General features: G+C 55.2%; 13 protein-coding genes. 4 read left to right on the top strand and 9 right to left on the bottom strand.

Translation table 11 applies throughout. From position 1 onward, the window contains the following. Positions 1-44: 44 nt before the first annotated feature. The 5 genes from QRN50_RS14630 to QRN50_RS14610 form a co-directional block, all read right to left on the bottom strand. On the bottom strand, positions 45-1,076 hold the full coding sequence (locus QRN50_RS14630; RefSeq protein ID WP_096126655.1) for an AAA family ATPase: 1,032 nt from the start codon (positions 1,074-1,076) through the stop codon (positions 45-47). Continuing rightward, positions 1,061-2,626, bottom strand: coding sequence for an ATP-dependent nuclease (locus QRN50_RS14625; protein ID WP_096126654.1), 1,566 nt, complete (start codon positions 2,624-2,626; stop codon positions 1,061-1,063). Before QRN50_RS14625 ends, QRN50_RS14630 begins: the two co-directional genes overlap by 16 nt. A gap of 58 nt (positions 2,627-2,684) precedes the next feature. Beyond that, positions 2,685-4,085: a hypothetical protein gene (locus QRN50_RS14620; protein ID WP_141251108.1), complete on the bottom strand. Its 1,401-nt coding sequence runs from the start codon at positions 4,083-4,085 to the stop codon at positions 2,685-2,687. Positions 4,086-4,245: 160 nt separating this feature from the next. Further along, positions 4,246-5,775, bottom strand: a complete 1,530-nt coding sequence (locus QRN50_RS14615; RefSeq protein WP_096126652.1) for an SIR2 family protein — start codon at positions 5,773-5,775, stop codon at positions 4,246-4,248. Positions 5,776-6,435: 660 nt separating this feature from the next. After that, positions 6,436-7,746, bottom strand: coding sequence for a mechanosensitive ion channel family protein (locus QRN50_RS14610; RefSeq protein ID WP_096126650.1), 1,311 nt, complete (start codon positions 7,744-7,746; stop codon positions 6,436-6,438). 159 nt (positions 7,747-7,905) lie between these two features. Between QRN50_RS14610 and QRN50_RS14605 the strand changes: the two genes are divergently transcribed. Then, the gene (locus QRN50_RS14605; protein ID WP_096126649.1) at positions 7,906-9,018 is read left to right on the top strand and encodes an XAC2610-related protein; all 1,113 of its coding nucleotides are present in this window, start codon (positions 7,906-7,908) and stop codon (positions 9,016-9,018) included. A 15-nt stretch (positions 9,019-9,033) separates the two neighbouring features. Here QRN50_RS14605 and QRN50_RS14600 read toward each other — a convergent pair whose 3' ends face one another. After that, complete coding sequence (locus QRN50_RS14600) at positions 9,034-9,927, bottom strand: LysR family transcriptional regulator (protein WP_024650586.1); 894 nt, start codon at positions 9,925-9,927, stop codon at positions 9,034-9,036. 106 nt (positions 9,928-10,033) lie between these two features. On the opposite strand from QRN50_RS14600, the gene QRN50_RS14595 reads away from it, so the two are divergent. Then, on the top strand, positions 10,034-11,296 hold the full coding sequence (locus tag QRN50_RS14595) for an MFS transporter (protein WP_096126648.1): 1,263 nt from the start codon (positions 10,034-10,036) through the stop codon (positions 11,294-11,296). Beyond that, positions 11,293-12,321, top strand: a complete 1,029-nt coding sequence (locus QRN50_RS14590) for an alpha/beta hydrolase (protein WP_096126647.1) — start codon at positions 11,293-11,295, stop codon at positions 12,319-12,321. The genes QRN50_RS14595 and QRN50_RS14590 overlap by 4 nt, the downstream gene beginning before the upstream one ends. Before the next feature lie 60 nt (positions 12,322-12,381). Here QRN50_RS14590 and QRN50_RS14585 read toward each other — a convergent pair whose 3' ends face one another. Next, on the bottom strand, positions 12,382-13,164 hold the full coding sequence (locus QRN50_RS14585; RefSeq protein WP_096126646.1) for an NAD(P)H-dependent oxidoreductase: 783 nt from the start codon (positions 13,162-13,164) through the stop codon (positions 12,382-12,384). 88 nt (positions 13,165-13,252) lie between these two features. Here QRN50_RS14585 and QRN50_RS14580 point away from each other — a divergent pair, with 88 nt between their 5' ends. Continuing rightward, positions 13,253-14,152, top strand: coding sequence for a LysR family transcriptional regulator (locus QRN50_RS14580; RefSeq protein WP_024650581.1), 900 nt, complete (start codon positions 13,253-13,255; stop codon positions 14,150-14,152). A gap of 19 nt (positions 14,153-14,171) precedes the next feature. On the opposite strand, the gene QRN50_RS14575 is transcribed toward QRN50_RS14580, so the two are convergent. Together QRN50_RS14575 and bamA are read right to left on the bottom strand one after the other, a co-directional pair. Further along, positions 14,172-14,585, bottom strand: a complete 414-nt coding sequence (locus QRN50_RS14575) for a hypothetical protein (protein WP_011268652.1) — start codon at positions 14,583-14,585, stop codon at positions 14,172-14,174. A 119-nt stretch (positions 14,586-14,704) separates the two neighbouring features. Continuing rightward, on the bottom strand, positions 14,705-17,077 hold the full coding sequence (gene bamA, locus QRN50_RS14570) for an outer membrane protein assembly factor BamA (protein ID WP_096126645.1): 2,373 nt from the start codon (positions 17,075-17,077) through the stop codon (positions 14,705-14,707). Positions 17,078-17,137 lie beyond the last annotated feature (60 nt).

Genomic DNA, 17,137 nt, shown 5'->3' with positions numbered 1-17,137 from the left:
CGTGCTTGGTGGGTAGATGCATCGAAACTCAGCTGTTGAGTGACTCAAGATTTTTTGTGTGCTGCAAATAGATGCTCGGGCGCGAAATAAACTTTACCGTAAGCACGAGTGCACGCTACATAAAGCTTATTTTTTGTTCTTGGTTTCATCTTGTGTAACTGCCCATTTTGGTATTGTTGCCACTGTGATTTGCTGAGGATGATACAAACGTCCTTGTAGTGATCTAGACCCTTGCATGCTCCCCAGTTATTTGAATGGCATTCATAGCGGTGGTGCGTGTTGTAGAATAGCTTCACGATATTATTATCACGATGGATCACGTCAGCTTGAACCTGATCCTCAATTTTGATTATCGCGGTGTGTCGTTCCTTTACCGGGAATATCTCTATCTTCAGGTTGGCTCTGATAAAGTCGCAAACCGTCGTTCCGCATCTCCAGCTGTTCTTGAGTGTTTTCTTGTCAACAAAGTATCCGGAATCGCGGAACCGCTTTTCGTATTTTTCAATATTATTGTGAAGGTTGCAGTTGATGTTGCCATCCCTGCTTGTGTCAAACGTGTGCTGGTAGAAGTCACCCACAAAGAGAATGTCTGCCTTCACCGGGGATAACGCCATCAGCAAGTTGAAATCGTTTGCTGCAAAATCTTGGACTTCATCGACAAATAATTGATCATAAAATCGCTCTAGGCGCCGTATGACTTCAGGGTGCGATTTTGTCTCATCGAGAAATTTAGCCAGTCTGTTGTAGTAGAGGCGCCCGCTGGGATGACGATAGTGAGACATCTTATCCCGAGCGCGTGTTACTTTATCGGAGGGTAGCTTGAGGTAGAGACCTTTGGTTTTCATTTTCTGCTGAAGAAGCGGGCGGTAGCAGAAACTATGTAGAAATGAAAAGTAGGTCATCACGGTAATGTGCTTGGGCATGTACCCAAACTTACCAATCACCTTGCTTCGGAGGTGATTAAAGTTGTTCTCAGTGTACGTGATTATGATCGCGCGTTTGTTTTCCGCTAGTCTTCTTATGATCTCGCTGGTTTTTCCAGAGCCAGCTACCGCGAACATTACTTTCTTATCCATGTCACGGCCTCCTGGATGTAGCCAGGTACAGAGAGATTCTCATGGTTGGCCTCTAGAAGCTCATACGCCGCTTCAGCTTTGTTCTTCAGCATGTATTCCTGCACCGTCAGAGTCTTCCTATCCTCGCCGAACAGTTCATTGCAAACCTTCTGGTTGTCCAGGTACATCCCGACTTCGAATGTATAGCGATTTGGATCTTTATCTGCAAAGATCTTGGCGCTATCGGTTATATGCTCTGAATAGTTGTCAATGCAATTTTGTTGGTGATTCTTGTCATTGTCCCTGATCGCGGCAACCTTGATGCTCAAGAGTCTAGCTAGCTCCAAGTAGCGCTTGAAGCTAGTGCCGCCAATCGAAATTATGTGTACGTGATCAGCCTGAGGGGTTGTACCTCCGGAAACTCGCTTATAAAGCTCCTCCATGAGAATGAACTCTGCATCACCTTCGACCAGGATGACCTTCTTGGATAGGGCGAACTCCAAGACGCTGTTGTCAGGAGCCTTCATAAAAAAGCCAGCAGTTTTTTCGGAGAGTGCTTTGAGCGTGCCTGTGCTTTGAGATGTCCCTAGAAGCAGCGCATGTCGGAGATCGAGCCTGGAGCAGATGTGGCTGCTATGAGTCGCTACGAAGAGCTGGGTCGATTCAGTACGTGCGAGGCGTTCAACCAGTCTCTTCGTGTTGGTGTGGCTGAGATGGTTCTCAGGTTCCTCAAGCAGGAGAACATCAAGGCCCCCTCGGGCATCGTGACGACCTAGCGCAAATTCGGTTTTAATGAAGCATTGCTCGCCCTTGCCGCGATTTTCGATTGAAATACCATCTTTGGTAATTACCAAATCTGTTTCTAGATTGGCTCGAGTGCTCGTACGAATTCCAAATTCATACGGCGGAAACTTTTTGTTTAATTCTCCTAGTTGGCTGTCGCGGAAGCCTTCTTTACCTCTTCGATATAAATTTTCAAGTCGATGCCGCTCTGGAATCTCAGCATTAAGTCCGAAGACTGTTCGGGTATATTCCCTGGCAGCATACTCGCTGTCTATGCGAGAACTGTCCAAGTGGAGGTGCCTTAGAGGGCGTCGATAGCTATTGAATCCCTCGCCTGCGAAAGTGTGGAAGGTGACGGCGTAGTATTCGAAGGGGAAATTTTGTGGATCGTGCTCCAGCATCTGCTTGATGGCCAAGTGGTAGTCATCTGGAACGGCTATCCTCATTCGTATACCGTCGTAGTTATCACCAAGTTGATTTTGTTTGCCGTGGAAGTACGGTTCATCACCATCCTCAAGGAACAGATCAGCCAGCACTTCAGGTAGGCCAGAAACTTTTTTCTCGCCGCTGAGGAAATCCATTACAGCTTGGCGGTTTATAAGTGCTTCTAGCCCGAGAGTTTCCACGCGGCTCCGGCTTGCGCTGTTCACGAGATCAATAGCGAGCAGGACGGTACTTTTGCCTGTTTCATTGTCTCCAATGAGCACATTTTTAGTTGGGTTGAAATCCATTTCCAGTTCAGGAAACTGCTTGAAGTTGCGAAGCATTAGTTTGGTGATGGCCGGCATTTTTTATCCTTATTAAACCTTGTATTTCTTCAGCGTCAGCTGTCGGCAGCGGTGCTGCTTAGACCTTCGGTTCTTGGTACTTGTAGAAATCTTGTGCGTCTGCCCAACCATCCATATGCTTAGCAATGATTTCCTCTGAGCTTATCTCTGTGAAAACTGGTATGCAACTGTCATCAAAGATGCTTGAGCGCTCTTGGACAAACCATGATAGGGACAGGAATTCTTTTGATACGCGATCAAACAGACACTCACTTACCCTGTAGGCGCCTTTCATGAGGTCGTTGGAGTCGCGACAGATTTGCATGGAGTGAGTGCCATCCATTAGCCAAACACAATGAACATCCAGATTTTTGAAAAGCTGTTTGGTTAGCTCGAGATCGATGAGTACGAAAATGCCGAAAGCTTCTTGCATGAAGAGGGTGGCATTTTGAGGGGACATTGACAGTGTGAATGGGTACGCGGGTAGCCAGGATAGCTCAGGGCCCAACGGTGTAACCCACGTAGAGGTTGTGGCCCACTTATCAATCTCTAAGTACACCAAATCGCGATTCTCTAGGATCGCGTTTTGATAGCAGACATAGCGCAGTCCCGGCTCGGGAGCTCCACTCCAGAGGCCAGTCCGAAGCGCTTGCTGAATTCCGTGGTTTAAAAACTCCCGATGATCGACCTCTTCGCTCGCCATCTCTGTGCGAATGATTCGGATAGATCCCCTAAAATTGCGGGCCTCATCCTGTTCGAAAAAGGTTGTGATTTTACCGAGCTGTTCAGCTTGTCTTGCTACGCGCCCACCTGTGACCTTGGACGATTTCAATTCCAGTGGAACTGGATCTGGGCCGGCGAGCGCGCACAAATCTCCATGACGAATGATGTTAGTGAGGTCGGACATCACCACGGGTACGCCCATTTCGATGCCCTGCTTCAGCTTGGCGTACTCGTGGCCGAAACCTTCCTTGCCATATATGGCCCCTGCGGTCTGCTTCACCTGATATCTATCGTCGTAAAGCAGATGTCTCAGGGCATGCTGGCTTTGGTAAATCGCAGCAATTCCGTCCCCAAAGCATCGCCACAGGTAGGCAAGTTGGCGGATCTCGTCCAGTCTCGCCATGATGCCTTTGCGAAGATCCTTGAGCATTGTGGAGCGTGCTTTGACAGCAGCGCCACCGCTGCGGTACTTCGGTTGGGCGAGGATACGAGGAACGCGATTTTGCGCCTTCCGCAACCGGGATATTCGAATGTCGCACGTGGCGATTTTGAGGATCAGTAGGTTCTGCAGCCCCAGTACGACGTCTAATCTGTCGGGATCTGCAGCAATGGAGTGGAGCAGGGTAGACGCGAGTCTAAAACCCACTTGCTCGCGAGGAAAGCGCTGGTAGAGCGGATGAGCCAGTTCAAGCTTTGGGAACGCTTTGGTGGCTAGCTTTTCTATGGCAGGAAATTCTATTCCGTAATGATTCTTCACTCCTACCTCCATGGCGATGAAACCGGTCACAACGAGGACTTCGAAGCAGCACAGGTTAATCCTTTCTAGGAGATTGTGAGCCAAACCTCAAGGCGGGTACTTCTGGCCTTGGAGCCTTCTTTACCCTGCGCTCGTAGGAATGCCCAATGCGGCTATTTAGTCAACTGCCACGTGCGCGGCTGATGATATGCAGAATTTTTGGAATCTCACCGTAATTTTCGTACCATATGATGTTGACACCCAGCTCCAACATTAACTCTTCATTCAGTGCGTGATGAGTGTCCAGAAACTTTTGCGCGCCCTTGGTGTTCTTTAAAATCGTGCTTTGCTCCCCGTTCGTAACTTCATAGCAAAACTCATGAAGGTCTAGCCGCTTCATAAATGCAAAATGTTTATTCTGTTCAACGCTTCTTGCAGAAATATCAAGGAGTCTTCTCAAATTTGGGTCGGTCATTGACAGGCCGATCATTAAGCAATTGTTCTCTCGCAAGCAATTGAGTTGGACGAGATTTGACCAGTGATATGCGTTTGTATAGATGTGGTGATATCCTTCCTCGGAAAAGACTAATGTAGACTTCTCAAGGGAGTTGTAGTTTTTTCTTTTTTCAGGGAGGAAACCGTGAACATGGTATACGGGTAGTTCTTCAGGGTCGTATGCCTCACTTTCGGTGTAAATGCTACGATGAGAAATGCCCGATGTTGTTAGCTGTCTCTCCAGTAGATCGTCGAAGTTATAATTTACTACGGATTTAACTTTGGCTCCTGTGCGTCTAGGCATGCACATTGTGGCGATTTCTTGGATGAGCGGTGAGCTGATGTTAAAGCTTTTATTTCTGAGTTCATAAAGGCTTTCGGTGATTGCATTTACAAAGTTGTCAGTTGCAGGGGTTTTTCCAGTAAGCCCCTTTCTAATATATCTCGCACCCATAAGTGGAGAGGATTCAGAGACTTTGTTTAGGCGATCAACCATTTCTGGGATTTCAGATATGTTTATTGTTTTGTCAGTGTCAAATTCTTGAGTTAGATAGGATATGAAGAGTGAGTTGAGCAGATTTCCCCAACCTGGCATTCCTGCACTGCTTGATACTCCGGCGCCTAAAAATAATGAAAGCTGCCCTCTGTCGAAACTGTCTTTCAGATTCTGTACAATAGTGTCTCGTTTTTTGCGCCAGTCTTGCTCTATGGGATTTACTGCGGCCTCTAATCTCAGGGTGAATAAGTTATTGCTTATTTCGTTAGCTTTTGCTGGGTGCTTTGTTACTAATTTATTTAATTCATCTGGCCCCCAAAACACTATGCGGCAAGTGCTTTTGGAGTTGGGGATCCCAACTCGCTGGATAGAAGCCTTTACTTGATCCGGGATGCTGGTTGCAGATATTATTATTAGTGTCTTGGGGCGAGCGTCGAAGGGTATTGATTCGACTTGTGTTATAAATTTTGATAAGAATGATGATGATTTGTAAAGTAGTCCTTTAGCGTCGTATTTTACTTCAAAGCAGACTTTTCCCCGGTAGTCATCAAAACCATTGGGCGCAATGGCATCGAAAAATGTCAGGGTGTTTCCTATCTCAAGCTCTTTATTTTGAGTTGATAAGTGATATTTTAATAAGTTTAGTACAAAAGTTTCAAACGAATAGCCTCTTCTTGTGCCTTGTTCGTCAATATTCTTTAGTATACTTTCAATACGCATGTTTCATCCTTGGCGTGAACCTCAAGCGCGTATCTTAGCACAGTGGTGGCTGATGGCTATCTCGTGATAGCTGCTGTAGCCAAGCCGTGAACTATTTGATCTGTTGGCTCTGAGGGGGCACGCTGTTCATATTGCAGCCTAGGAAAGACGCTGATTATCCTTGGGCTTTCTACGGAGGTGAAAATGATGTATCTACTCACCCCCCCCCCCCAGCGAGCTCAAGGTTTTGAGGCGCGCATTGCATCTGGCCGATTCCTGCATTCCGGTGGAAGGCAGCTATGAGTCGAGAACGACCAGTGATAACCGACTGCTATCCGCCAAAAGCGGCCTATAGGATTAGACTACACAGAAGTTCTGTCAGAGATTATTTACATGCTGATTGAGTGCCAAGGGTGCGGCCAAGGTTACGTTCGAGCAATGCGTGTCCGCTCTGCACAAATTTTGCTGTGGGTGTGTGAAGAATGTGAAGCCACGTGGACGAGCCAGGCTGAGGTGAATGTCTGTAACTTTGAAGACTACGGAACGTTAATGGCCGGGATTGGACGCAGTGGTTTATGGTCGGAATTGGAACCACAGTGAAAAGTTTCTCATCGCTGCTGATCCAGCCCCTACGGGGTGTGAATCCATCTTGAGCATTCAGTTACGCATTGTCTGCGCCGTTCAGCCTGAATGTTCTGTAGGCAACGGCTCTGCCAGCGGTGTAGCCCCCACCCGAGCAGTCTCCCCCCTCAACCCCACCCGCATATCCGCCCCACTAGGCTGCTGATACAAACTCAACCCGAACTCCGGCATCACCGTAATCAGGTAATCGAAAATATCCCCCTGTATCCGCTCGTACTCCACCCACACCGTCGTGCGGGTGAAGCAGTAGATTTCCAGCGGGATGCCCTGCGAGGTGGGTTCCAGCTGGCGAACCATGCAGGTCATGTTCGGGTTGATGTCGACGTGGCTTTTCAGGTACGCCAGGGCGTAGGCGCGGAAGGTGCCGATGTTGGTCATGCGTCGGCGGTTGGCGGACATTTGTGCGACGTTGCCTTGTGCCTGGTTCCAGGCGAGCAATTCGGCCTGTTTGCGGCCGATGTAGTCGGTGAGCAGGTGGATTTGCATGAGTTGCTGTTCTTCGTCGTCGCGCACGAAGCGCACGCCGCTGGCGTCGATGAACAGGCTGCGTTTGATGCGCCGTCCGCCTGATTGCTGCATGCCGCGCCAGTTGCGGAACGACTCGGACATCAGGCGCCAGGTCGGGATGGAGACAATGGTTTTGTCGAAGTTCTGCACCTTGACGGTGTGCAGGGTGATGTCCACCACATCGCCGTCCGCGCCCACTTGCGGCATTTCGATCCAGTCGCCGACGCGCAGCATGTCGTTGCTGGTCAGCTGCACACTGGCGACGAAGGAGAGCAGGGTGTCTTTGTAGACCAACAGGATGACCGCCGACATGGCGCCGAGGCCGGACAGCAGTAACAGCGGCGAGCGGTCGATCAGGGTGGCGACGATGATGATCCCGGCGAAGACGTACAGGATCATTTTCGACAGCTGCACGTAACCCTTGATGGAGCGCGTGCGGGCGTGTTCGGTGCGCGCGTAGATGTCCAGCAGGGCGTTGAGCAGGGTGCCGATGGCCAGGGTCATGAACAGGATGGTGAACGCCATGGCGATGTTGCCGATCACGTTCCGGCCCGCAGTGCTCAGGCCCGGGACCAGGGTGAGGCCGAACTGGATGATCAGCGACGGCACCATCTGCGCCAGGCGATGGAAAACCTTGTTGTGGCGGAAGTCGTTGACCCAGTGCAGGGACGGCTGACGGCCGAGCATCCTGACGGCGTAAAGCACCAGAAAGCGCGCCACGCGGCCAAGCACCAGTGCGGCGGTCAGCAACAGGATCAGGGCCAGCCCGGTGCGTACCCACGGGTGCTGATCGAGCATGTCCCAGAGTTCCTGGGTCTTGAGCCAAAGCGAGTGAATATCCATAAAAGCATCGGGCCCGTTGAGCGAAGAGGGGGGCGTGATTAGAACATTTACCGGGTCGGACGGGGCGGCCTGTGAGCACGAAGTGCACGTTGAGCAATGATTTCAAATTGTATCAATTGCTGAAGTAGACTCATCGCTCATTATCAAAGGAGTTGCGTCTTGCACCTATCCATCGTTCAACGCTGTGCGTCACGTCTCGGCTTGCAAGCCTTGTTGGTACTGCTCGGCCTGGCCTCGTCGACACTGGTCAGTGCCGCCGGTGCGTTACCGACCTACGGGGAAATGAATGCAGCAGGGTTCGCGGGCGCTCCCCGAGAGAGCTACACCCTGCAGGATTTTTCCGATAAATACCGTGCGACGCTGGATATTTCCGCCAAAGACGATGTGTTTCGTCCCGGCGTCATTAACGTGTACGACAAGGCGAGCGGTGCGGCCTTGATCCGCGTGCAGTCCGATGAACTGGTGCTTGGCACTGACCCCAAAACCGGCAAGGTCAAAACCAATGTGCACGAGTTGCCCTATGGCGAACAAAGCGTACTGATCTATCAGGATTTCAACTTCGATGGCATCAAGGATCTGGCCTTGATGGACGGGCAGAACAGCTGCTATCACGGTCCCTCGTATCAGGTCTTTCTCGGCACGGCCGATGGTTTTCGGCACAGCGATTCGTTTACCCAACTGGCGCAAAACAACTGCGGCCTGTTCAGCGTGAATGAGAAAGCCCGCAAGATCGAGACCATGACCAAGGACGGTTGCTGCTGGCACCAGACGTCTACCTACAGCATCCGTAATGGCGAGCCGGTTCTGGAAACGCAGACGGTCCTTGACCATACCGGTGGGTCGGGACTGCCGACTGAAACAGTCAGTCTCAATCAGAATGGCAAGATGACGCACACCACCAGCATCGTCTGGGAGGAAGACGAGCAGCGTGAGATTCTTCTGTCGTTCAGGCTCGCGCCGTCCGGCAAGCGCATTGTGTTGTTCCGTTCAGGGGACGCAAGCCCGGTCTTCTACGCGGCCGTAGACAGCAAGAATCAGGTCGGGCTGCTGTTTCCCCAGGCTGAAGGTGAGCAACTGAAGTACGACGCTGCCAGTCACGTATTGAGCTTCGTGCGCGGCGACACCGTTTACCGGATCGTGGGTGACGCAAAGGGTGCGCCCACCGCCATGCAAGTGGTGGTGCGTGGCAAAACCAGCGAGCTGAAACTGCTTGCCGAGCCCGCTAAAGGTTCGCTGAACAAGGTCGCGGATGCGTTGAAAGCCGCGCAGTAATAAGGCGGCGGGGGACTAGCCCCGATACCTCACCGCCTCAACAAACGCACTGAACGCCGGCGACGCCTGTCGCCGGTTCGGGTAGTACAAGTGAAAGCCTTCGAAATACGGGCTCCAGTCGACCAGCACTTCTTTCAGGCGGCCGCTGGCGATGTGCGGCTCGGCCATGGAGTCCGGCACGTAGGCCAGGCCTACGCCGTCCAGTGCGGCGTTGAGCACATGAATCATGCTGTTTGACGTGAATTGCCCGTTGACCCGAATGTTGAGCTTGCGGCTGCCCTTCTCGAACTCCCAGGCGTAGCAACTGCCGTTTGGCGAGTGACGGATGTTGATGCAGGTGTGCTGGGTCAGGTCCTGAGGCTGCAGCGGGACGGGGTGTCGCTCGAAGTAGGCAGGCGACCCGACCACTGACAAGCGCCAGTCAGGCCCGAGGCGCACGGCAATCATGTCCTTGCTGATGGACTCACCCAAGCGAATGCCGGCATCGAAACGTTCGCTGACAATATTGGTGAAGCCGTAGTCGATGCAGATCTCGACCTGGATATCCGGGTACTGTGCGAGAAACCCTGCAAGCATTGGGCGGATAATGCCCTCTGCGGCGTCATCGGAGCAGGTAATGCGAATGGTGCCGGCGGGCTTGTCGCGCAGTTCGCCCAGCACTTCGACTTCTGCGGCAATCTGATCCAGCAGCGGCCCGATCGAGCGCATCAGCCGTTCGCCGGCTTCGGTCGGGGCTACGTTGCGGGTGGTTCTCGCCAAAAGGCGCAGGCCCATGCGCTCTTCAAGGCCGCGCAGGGTGTGGCTCAGGGCTGAAGGCGTAACGCCGAGTTTGGTGGCGGCCTTGGTAAAGCTCTGATCGCGCGCCACCTGCAGAAAGGCTTGCAGATCATTGAGTTTGGGTGTGCTCATTGCTGAATCCTTCTCACAAGCGCGTTTAAATTGTGGTGTCTAATCATCCTAATACCTTTGCCCTAACCTGTGCCGACTAATTTTTAACGTCGTCAGGTCAGGACGCATGCAAGCATCTGATTCAACTCTGAAGCAGTCCGAAATAACTACTTATCCGCCCGCATGGGGCGCGGTGTTTTCGATGGCGCTGTGTGTGGTGGTGCTGATTGCGTCGGAGTTCATGCCGGTCAGCCTGCTGACACCCATCGCGCAGGATCTGGGCATCAGTCAGGGGCAGGCCGGGCAGGCGATTTCGATCTCCGGCTTTTTTGCCGTGCTGACCAGTCTGCTGAACACGCCGCTGACCGGGCATCTGGATCGCAAGCCTGTCCTGCTGGGCTTCAGCCTGTTGTTGCTGGTGTCTGGCGTGATCGTCACGCTGGCCTCCAACGGCTGGTTGTTCATGACGGGCCGTGCACTGCTCGGGATCGCCATTGGCGGCTTCTGGTCGATGTCGACCGCCACCGTGATGAAGCTGGTGCCCAAGCAATCGGTCGCCAAGGGCCTGGCGCTGATCAACGGCGGCAATGCGCTGGCGGCGACGGTCGCCGCGCCATTGGGCAGCTTCATGGGCCAATACATCGGCTGGCGCGGGGCGTTTTTCCTGGTCATCCCGCTCGCGGCGCTGGCGTTTGCCTGGCAGTGGCTGAGCCTGCCGGCCATGCGCAGTCAGCCGAACAACCGGGCACGCAATCCGTTCCGCCTGCTGCGCAACCCGCAAGTGGCCGTCGGCATGAGCGCGATCCTGTTGCTGTTCATGGGCCAGTTTGCCGTCTTCACCTACCTGCGCCCGTTTCTGGAAGAGATCACCGGGGTCAGCATCAACACGTTGTCCCTGATGCTTTTGGCGCTGGGGGCCAGCGGGCTGGTCGGCACCTACCTGATCGGCAGGCTGCTGCACAAAGGCCTGTATGCCTGCCTGATCGCCATTCCGTTGCTGATGGCGGTGCTGGCCGTGGCACTGACCGGCATGGGTCACTCACCTCAGGCCGTCGCCATGGTGCTTGCCGTCTGGGGGCTGATTGCCACGCCTGCACCGGTCGCCTGGGGCCTGTGGTTGAGCCGCACGCTGCCCGACGATGCCGAGGCAGGCGGCGGCCTGATGGTGGCGACCATTCAATTGGCGATCACCGCCGGGGCCGGCATCGGCGGCGCGCTGTTCGACAGCCTCGGTTGGTGGAGCCCGTTCGCATTCGGTGGCGTGTTACTGGCGTGTTCGGCCGCGCTGGCCTGGACGGCACGCGACAACGCGTTACTGCAGGAAAAAAACACCGGTCAGGGCCGGGCAGATAAACGCGGGTCAATTTCTCAACGAGGTAACACGCCATGAAAAAGATTCTTTTGATGCTTGGGCTTTTAATAAGCTCATACGCTGCGACAGGAGCAGACATGTCTCACGGCGCCGATAATTTCTACACAAGCGACAAGGTCGTTGCGCAAAAAGTGCTGTTCAACAACCAGTACAAGATGAAAGTCGCGGGCAATCTGTTTATACCCAAAGGCTCGAACCCGAACGTTAAAGCTCCGGCCATCATCGTCGGCCATCCAATGGGGGCGGTAAAGGAGCAAAGCGCCAATCTGTACGCGCAGAAACTGGCCGAACAAGGGTTTGTCACCTTGTCGCTGGACCTGTCGTTCTGGGGCGGCAGTGAAGGCCAGCCGCGTAACGCCGTTTCACCCGATCTCTACGCCGAGGACTTCAGTGCCGCAGTGGACTTCCTGGGCACTCAGACCTTCGTGGACAAAAAACGAATCGGCGTGCTGGGGATCTGCGGCAGTGGCAGCTTTGTCATCAGTGCCGCGAAGATCGACCCGCGCATGAAAGCCATTGCCACGGTGAGCATGTATAACATGGGCGCCGCCAACCGCAACGGCCTGAAACATTCGCAGACGCTGGCGCAGCGCAAGAAGATCATCGAGCAGGCGGCACTGCAGCGCGACGTGGAATACAGCGGCGGTGATACGGCCTACACCAGCGGCACCTTACACAAGCTAACTGACACATCCGCCCCGATCGAACGTGAGTTCTACGACTTCTACCGCACGCCACGCGGCGAGTTCACGCCCGAAGGCCAGTCCCCCGACTTGACCACTCACCCGACGCTGACCAGCAACATCAAGTTCATGAACTTCTATCCGTTCAACGACATCGCGACCATCTCGCCACGGCCGATGCTGTTCATCGCCGGTTCAAAGGCGCACTCTCTGGAGTTCAGCGAGGAAGCCTACAAACTGGCCGGCCAGCCCAAGCAACTGATCATCGTGCCGGAGGCCGGGCATGTGGATCTGTACGATCGGGTCGATCTGATCCCGTTCGACAAGCTGGGCGAGTTCTTCAAGAACAACCTGAAGTAGTCCGCCAAAAAGCACTACGCATGAAAAGGCCCTGCACAAGCAGGGCCTTTTCGTTATCAGTCACTGATCGCGCAGGTGAATGTCCAGTCCCTGCCGACCCGCTGCAAGCTCAGGACGCAAGGTCAGTGCCGGGATCTCGTAGTCGCCGTCGTTCTGCCTGCGAAATGGCAAGGGCTCAAGGGTGAACAGGGTATCCAGGCGGTTGCCGTAGTCGGCGCAAATCCGCGCAAAGGTTGCGCTGTCCACCTTGCCTGCCCGGTACACGGGGAAGGGCGCGAGCACATCGAAGCCTGGATAGAACAGGATGCCGTGCTGGATAGGAAAGAGCACATCGTTCAGCGCCCCGTTTACGCCACGCTCGCTGTAGTGGGACTCCCAGCCGCCCATGGTCACCGTCAGCATGGCGCGCTTGCCTGCCAGCGTTCCTTCACCGTAGCGATCACCCCAGTGCTGGTCGCTGTGCTCGCCCACGCCGTAGGCGAAACCACAGGCGTACACCCGCTCTATCCAGCCTTTCATGATCGCGGGCATCGAAAACCACCAGAGCGGAAACTGAAATATGACGGCGTCTGCCCAGAGCAATCTGGCCTGTTCGGCCTCGATGTCCGGCGGCTGAATACCGGCGGCAAATACGCGTTGCGACTCAAGGGCAGGGTCAAAGCGGCTGCTGCTCTCGAGACCGGGTGCATCGTTGGCGTCGATGATCGGCTTCCAGCCCATCTGGTAAAGGTCGGACACCTGCACCTGATGGCCGTTGTTCTGCAGATGATCGACGGCGAAGTCTTTCAACGACCCGTTCAGCGAGCGCGGTTCAGGATGGGCGTAGACAATAAGTACGTTCATGAGGGGCTCCGGTTTGTCTGTAATGACGCAACGCTACAGACTCGCTCGGGTATGCTGGAAATCAATCTCCCAAACACTGGGTATGTGCATGAATAATACCTTGCGACGTATCGACCTCAATCTGCTGGTCACGCTGGATGCATTGCTCTCGGAGCAGAACGTGACCCGCGCGGCGCATCGGCTGAACCTGACCCAGCCCACCGTCAGCCTGCAATTGGGCAGGCTGAGGCAGGTGCTGGAGGATCCATTGTTGCTGCCGGGACCGCGGGGCATGACCCCGACTGCGCGGGCTGAAGAACTGCGCGAACCACTCCGTCAGGCACTTGCAGCGCTGGAGTCAGCTTTGCTGCCCGGCCGGGATTTCGATCCGGCAACGGCCGATCACACCTGGCGTGTGGCTGCCAGCGACTACGCGACCATCGCATTGATATGGCCGTCGCTCGGCAGGTTGCGCAACAGTGCTCCGGGCACACGTCTGGCCATGCTGAACAAGCACCCGGTCAGCCTGGCCGCGGATCTTGAAAGCGGTCGACTGGATCTGGCGTTGCACACCCGCGACGAGGCACCGCCCAAGCTGCGCCAGCGATCGTTGATTCATGAGCGTTATGTGCTTGCTGCCCGGCATGATCATCCGGATCTCGCGCAACCTGTGTCGCTGACACGTTTCTGTGAGCTGGAGCATGCGGTCATGTCTCCCAACGGCGGCGGCTTCGCTGGAAGCACCGATCAGGCTCTGGCGGCGCTGGGGTTAAGCCGGCGGGTGGTGTTGTCGGCTCCGCATTTCGGTTCGCTGGTGTCTGCACTGACCTGCAGCGACCTGGTTGCGGTAGTGCCTGAACGGCTGGTGCGCAATCAGCCGACGCTCGTGGTTCAGGAACCGCCGCTTTCGATTCCCGGGTTTGAAATGCTCATGCTGTGGCCAGAGCGTTTGCACCGCGATCCGGCTCACAGGTGGCTGCGAGAACTGATGGTCGCGGCCATCGATTAAGCCGTGCGGCGCCTATGACTCAAGCCCGCAGCCTGCGCTCGCGCAACGCACTTAAACACTCGCGCCCCGCAGCCTCGGCGGTTTGCATGACCGTCTGGCTGTTGTCCTCGGTGATCCAGGTCAGCAGCCGCACCTGGCCCGTCGCCTGGCTGCCGCCGTGCATGCGAGACAGGGTTTCGCGTTGCTTGAGCATGGCTTTCATGCGGGTGGCGAGCATGAAGATGTCGTCGATGAAGCCGTCTTCGACGTGGTCGTGATGCTCGATGCCCAGCCCCGTGGCGTCGTGGTCGATGCGCAGGTGGTAGTGCATGGCCCCGGTTGCATCTTCGCTGCCGAACAGCGCGATGACGAAGCCTTTGCCCAGCAGCGAGCGCAAGGCGTGCTGGATGATTTCCTGCACATCGGGGGTGATCTGTCTGACTTCGCGGCTCATGTAACGACTCCTGACCTGATGAGTAGTGCAGGCAGTATTCAACGACGGGATGTAAAGCGCGGTCCGGGCCAGGTAATGCTGGGTAAAGACCGACTTGTTCATGCTGTAAAAGGTCCGCCTCAAAAGGTCTGGCCCAGCGAGAACTGGAACACTTGGGTCTCGGCGTCTTCGGGCTTTTTGATCGGCACGGCGAGGTCGAAGCTCAGGGGGCCGAGCGGCGAGTACCAGGTCACGCCGACGCCGACCGAACTGGCCATCTGGTCGATATTGATGTTGCCGCAGTTCTGCGTGGTGGTCAGGTAGCACTTGTCGGCGTAAACCGTGCCGAAGTCCCAGAACAGCGAGGTGCGCAGGGATTTCTGGTCTTTGACGAAGGGCATCGGGAACAGGTATTCCATGCCGCCGGAGATCAGGATGTTGCCGCCCAGGGCTTCGGTGTCGCGGTCCGAATAGTAGATCTGCCCCTGACTGGCGTAGGTGCCGGTGGCCGGGGTATTGCGTGGCCCCAGCGTGCCGTCCTTGAAGCCGCGCACCGTGGCCTGGCCGCCCGCCGTATAGTTTTCGTAGAAGGGCAGGCCGTCGGTATCGCCGTAACCGTTGCCGTAGCCGAGTTTGGTATGCAGGCGCAGCGAGGTGGTGTCGCTGAGCGGCAGGAAGGTCTGACCGTTATAGTCGAGTTTGTAGAACTGCAGGTCACTGCCCGGCACGGTGCTGGTCAGGGTCAGGCTTTGCGAGTGACCGCGGGTGGCCAGCACGCCCTTGTTGAGGGTCGATTCCGACCAGCCGACGCTGGCCTTGAGGTTGGTGAACGCATCACCCTCGCGCTCGATGAAGTCATAGATCTCGTCAGCGCTGTAGCTGCCGGGGTCGAGGGTGTCACGCTGGATCGACAGCCCGTAGGTCAGGCGCGATGTTTCGCTGATCGGATAGCCGAGGTTGACCCCGGCGCCCACGCTGTTGAGCGAGTAGTACGAGACCTCGTCGTCGTCATCGTAATACTTGCTGTAGTCAGTTGCGTTGTAGAAAACGTTGTAGCCCAGGCTCACCCCGTCAGGCGTGAAGTACGGGTTGGTGAACGCGAAGTTGTACTTGGTCTGGTACTCGGAGCGGGTCATGCCGAGGCTGGCGAAGTTGCCGGTGCCGAGGATGTTGTTCTGCGAGATGGAGCCGCCGAGTATCAGCCCGGCGCTTTGCGAAAAGCCCACGCTGGCGGTGATGTTGCCCGAGGCCTGTTCTTCGACGGCGTAGTTGATGTCGACCTGATCGTCGGTGCCGGGGACCGCTGGCGTTTCGACGTTCACTTCCTTGAAGAAACCGAGACGCTCGAGGCGCACCTTCGACTGGTCGATCAGGTAGGTTGATGCCCAGCCGCCTTCCATCTGGCGCATTTCACGGCGCAGCACCTCATCGGCAGTCTTGGTGTTGCCGCGAAAGTTGATGCGGTTGGCGTAGGCGCGCTTGCCGGGGTCGACCACGAAACTGATATCAACGGTGTGATCGGCATCGTTGGCTTTCGGCAAGCCGTTGACGTTGGCGAATGTGTAGCCATCGTTGCCCAGACGGCGGGTGATCAGGTTGCTGCTGTCAGTCATGACCTTGCGCGAAAACACTTGGCCCGGCTTGACCAGAATCAGTTGTTCGAGCTGGTCCTTCGGCACTTTCAGGTCGCCGCCCAGCTTGACGCTGCCCACGGTATAGCGGTCGCCTTCGGTGATATTGACGGTAATGAACACGCCTTTCTTGTCAGGCGTCAGCGACACCTGCGTCGAATTTATATCCATGTTGATGTAGCCACGGTCCAGGTACCAGGAGCGCAGTCGCTCCAGGTCGCCGGAGAGTTTTTCGCGGGCGTACTTGTCATCGTTCTTGAAAAACGACAGCCAGTTACTGGTCTTTAGCTGAAACTGGTCGGCCAGCTGTTCATCGGAGAACACTGTGTTGCCGACCACATTGATGTGCTGGATCGACGCCACCGTGCCTTCGTCGATGGTGATTTTCAGGGCGATGCGATTACGTGGTGCAGGCAGCGCCTGGGTATCGACCGAGGCACTGTAGCGGCCCTGGGAGACATATTGGCGTTGCAGTTCATTGCGCACGCCCTCCAGCGTGGCGCGCTGGAATATCTCGCCTTCACTGAGCCCCGACTGCTTGAGCCCCTTCATCAGGTCGTCGGTGCTTATGACCTTGTTGCCGACAATCTCGATACTGGCGATAGAGGGGCGTTCGACTACATTGATCACCAGCATATTGCCATCGCGTGCAACGTTGATGTCCTGAAAGAAACCGGTCTTGAACAGTGAGCGCGACGCGTCGGCCAGGCGCTGCTCATCGGCCTGATCGCCGACATTGAGCGGCAGCGCAGCGAATACGCTGCCGGCTGATACGCGTTGCAGGCCGTTGACGCGGATGTCCGAGATGGAAAAAGTGTCGGCGTGTGCCAGCGGGACGCTGATTAACAGGCAGAACGATAGAAGCAGACGCGAAGAAATCATCAAACCCTTTCCAGAAAGCTGCGACAAAGGCATTTGAGCGCTGCCGATGACACGCCAGAA

It is taken from the genome of Pseudomonas sp. MEJ108, from assembly GCF_030208985.1.
Taxonomy (GTDB): domain Bacteria; phylum Pseudomonadota; class Gammaproteobacteria; order Pseudomonadales; family Pseudomonadaceae; genus Aquipseudomonas; species Aquipseudomonas fragariae.
This window is presented reverse-complemented; position numbering and strand designations above follow the sequence as displayed.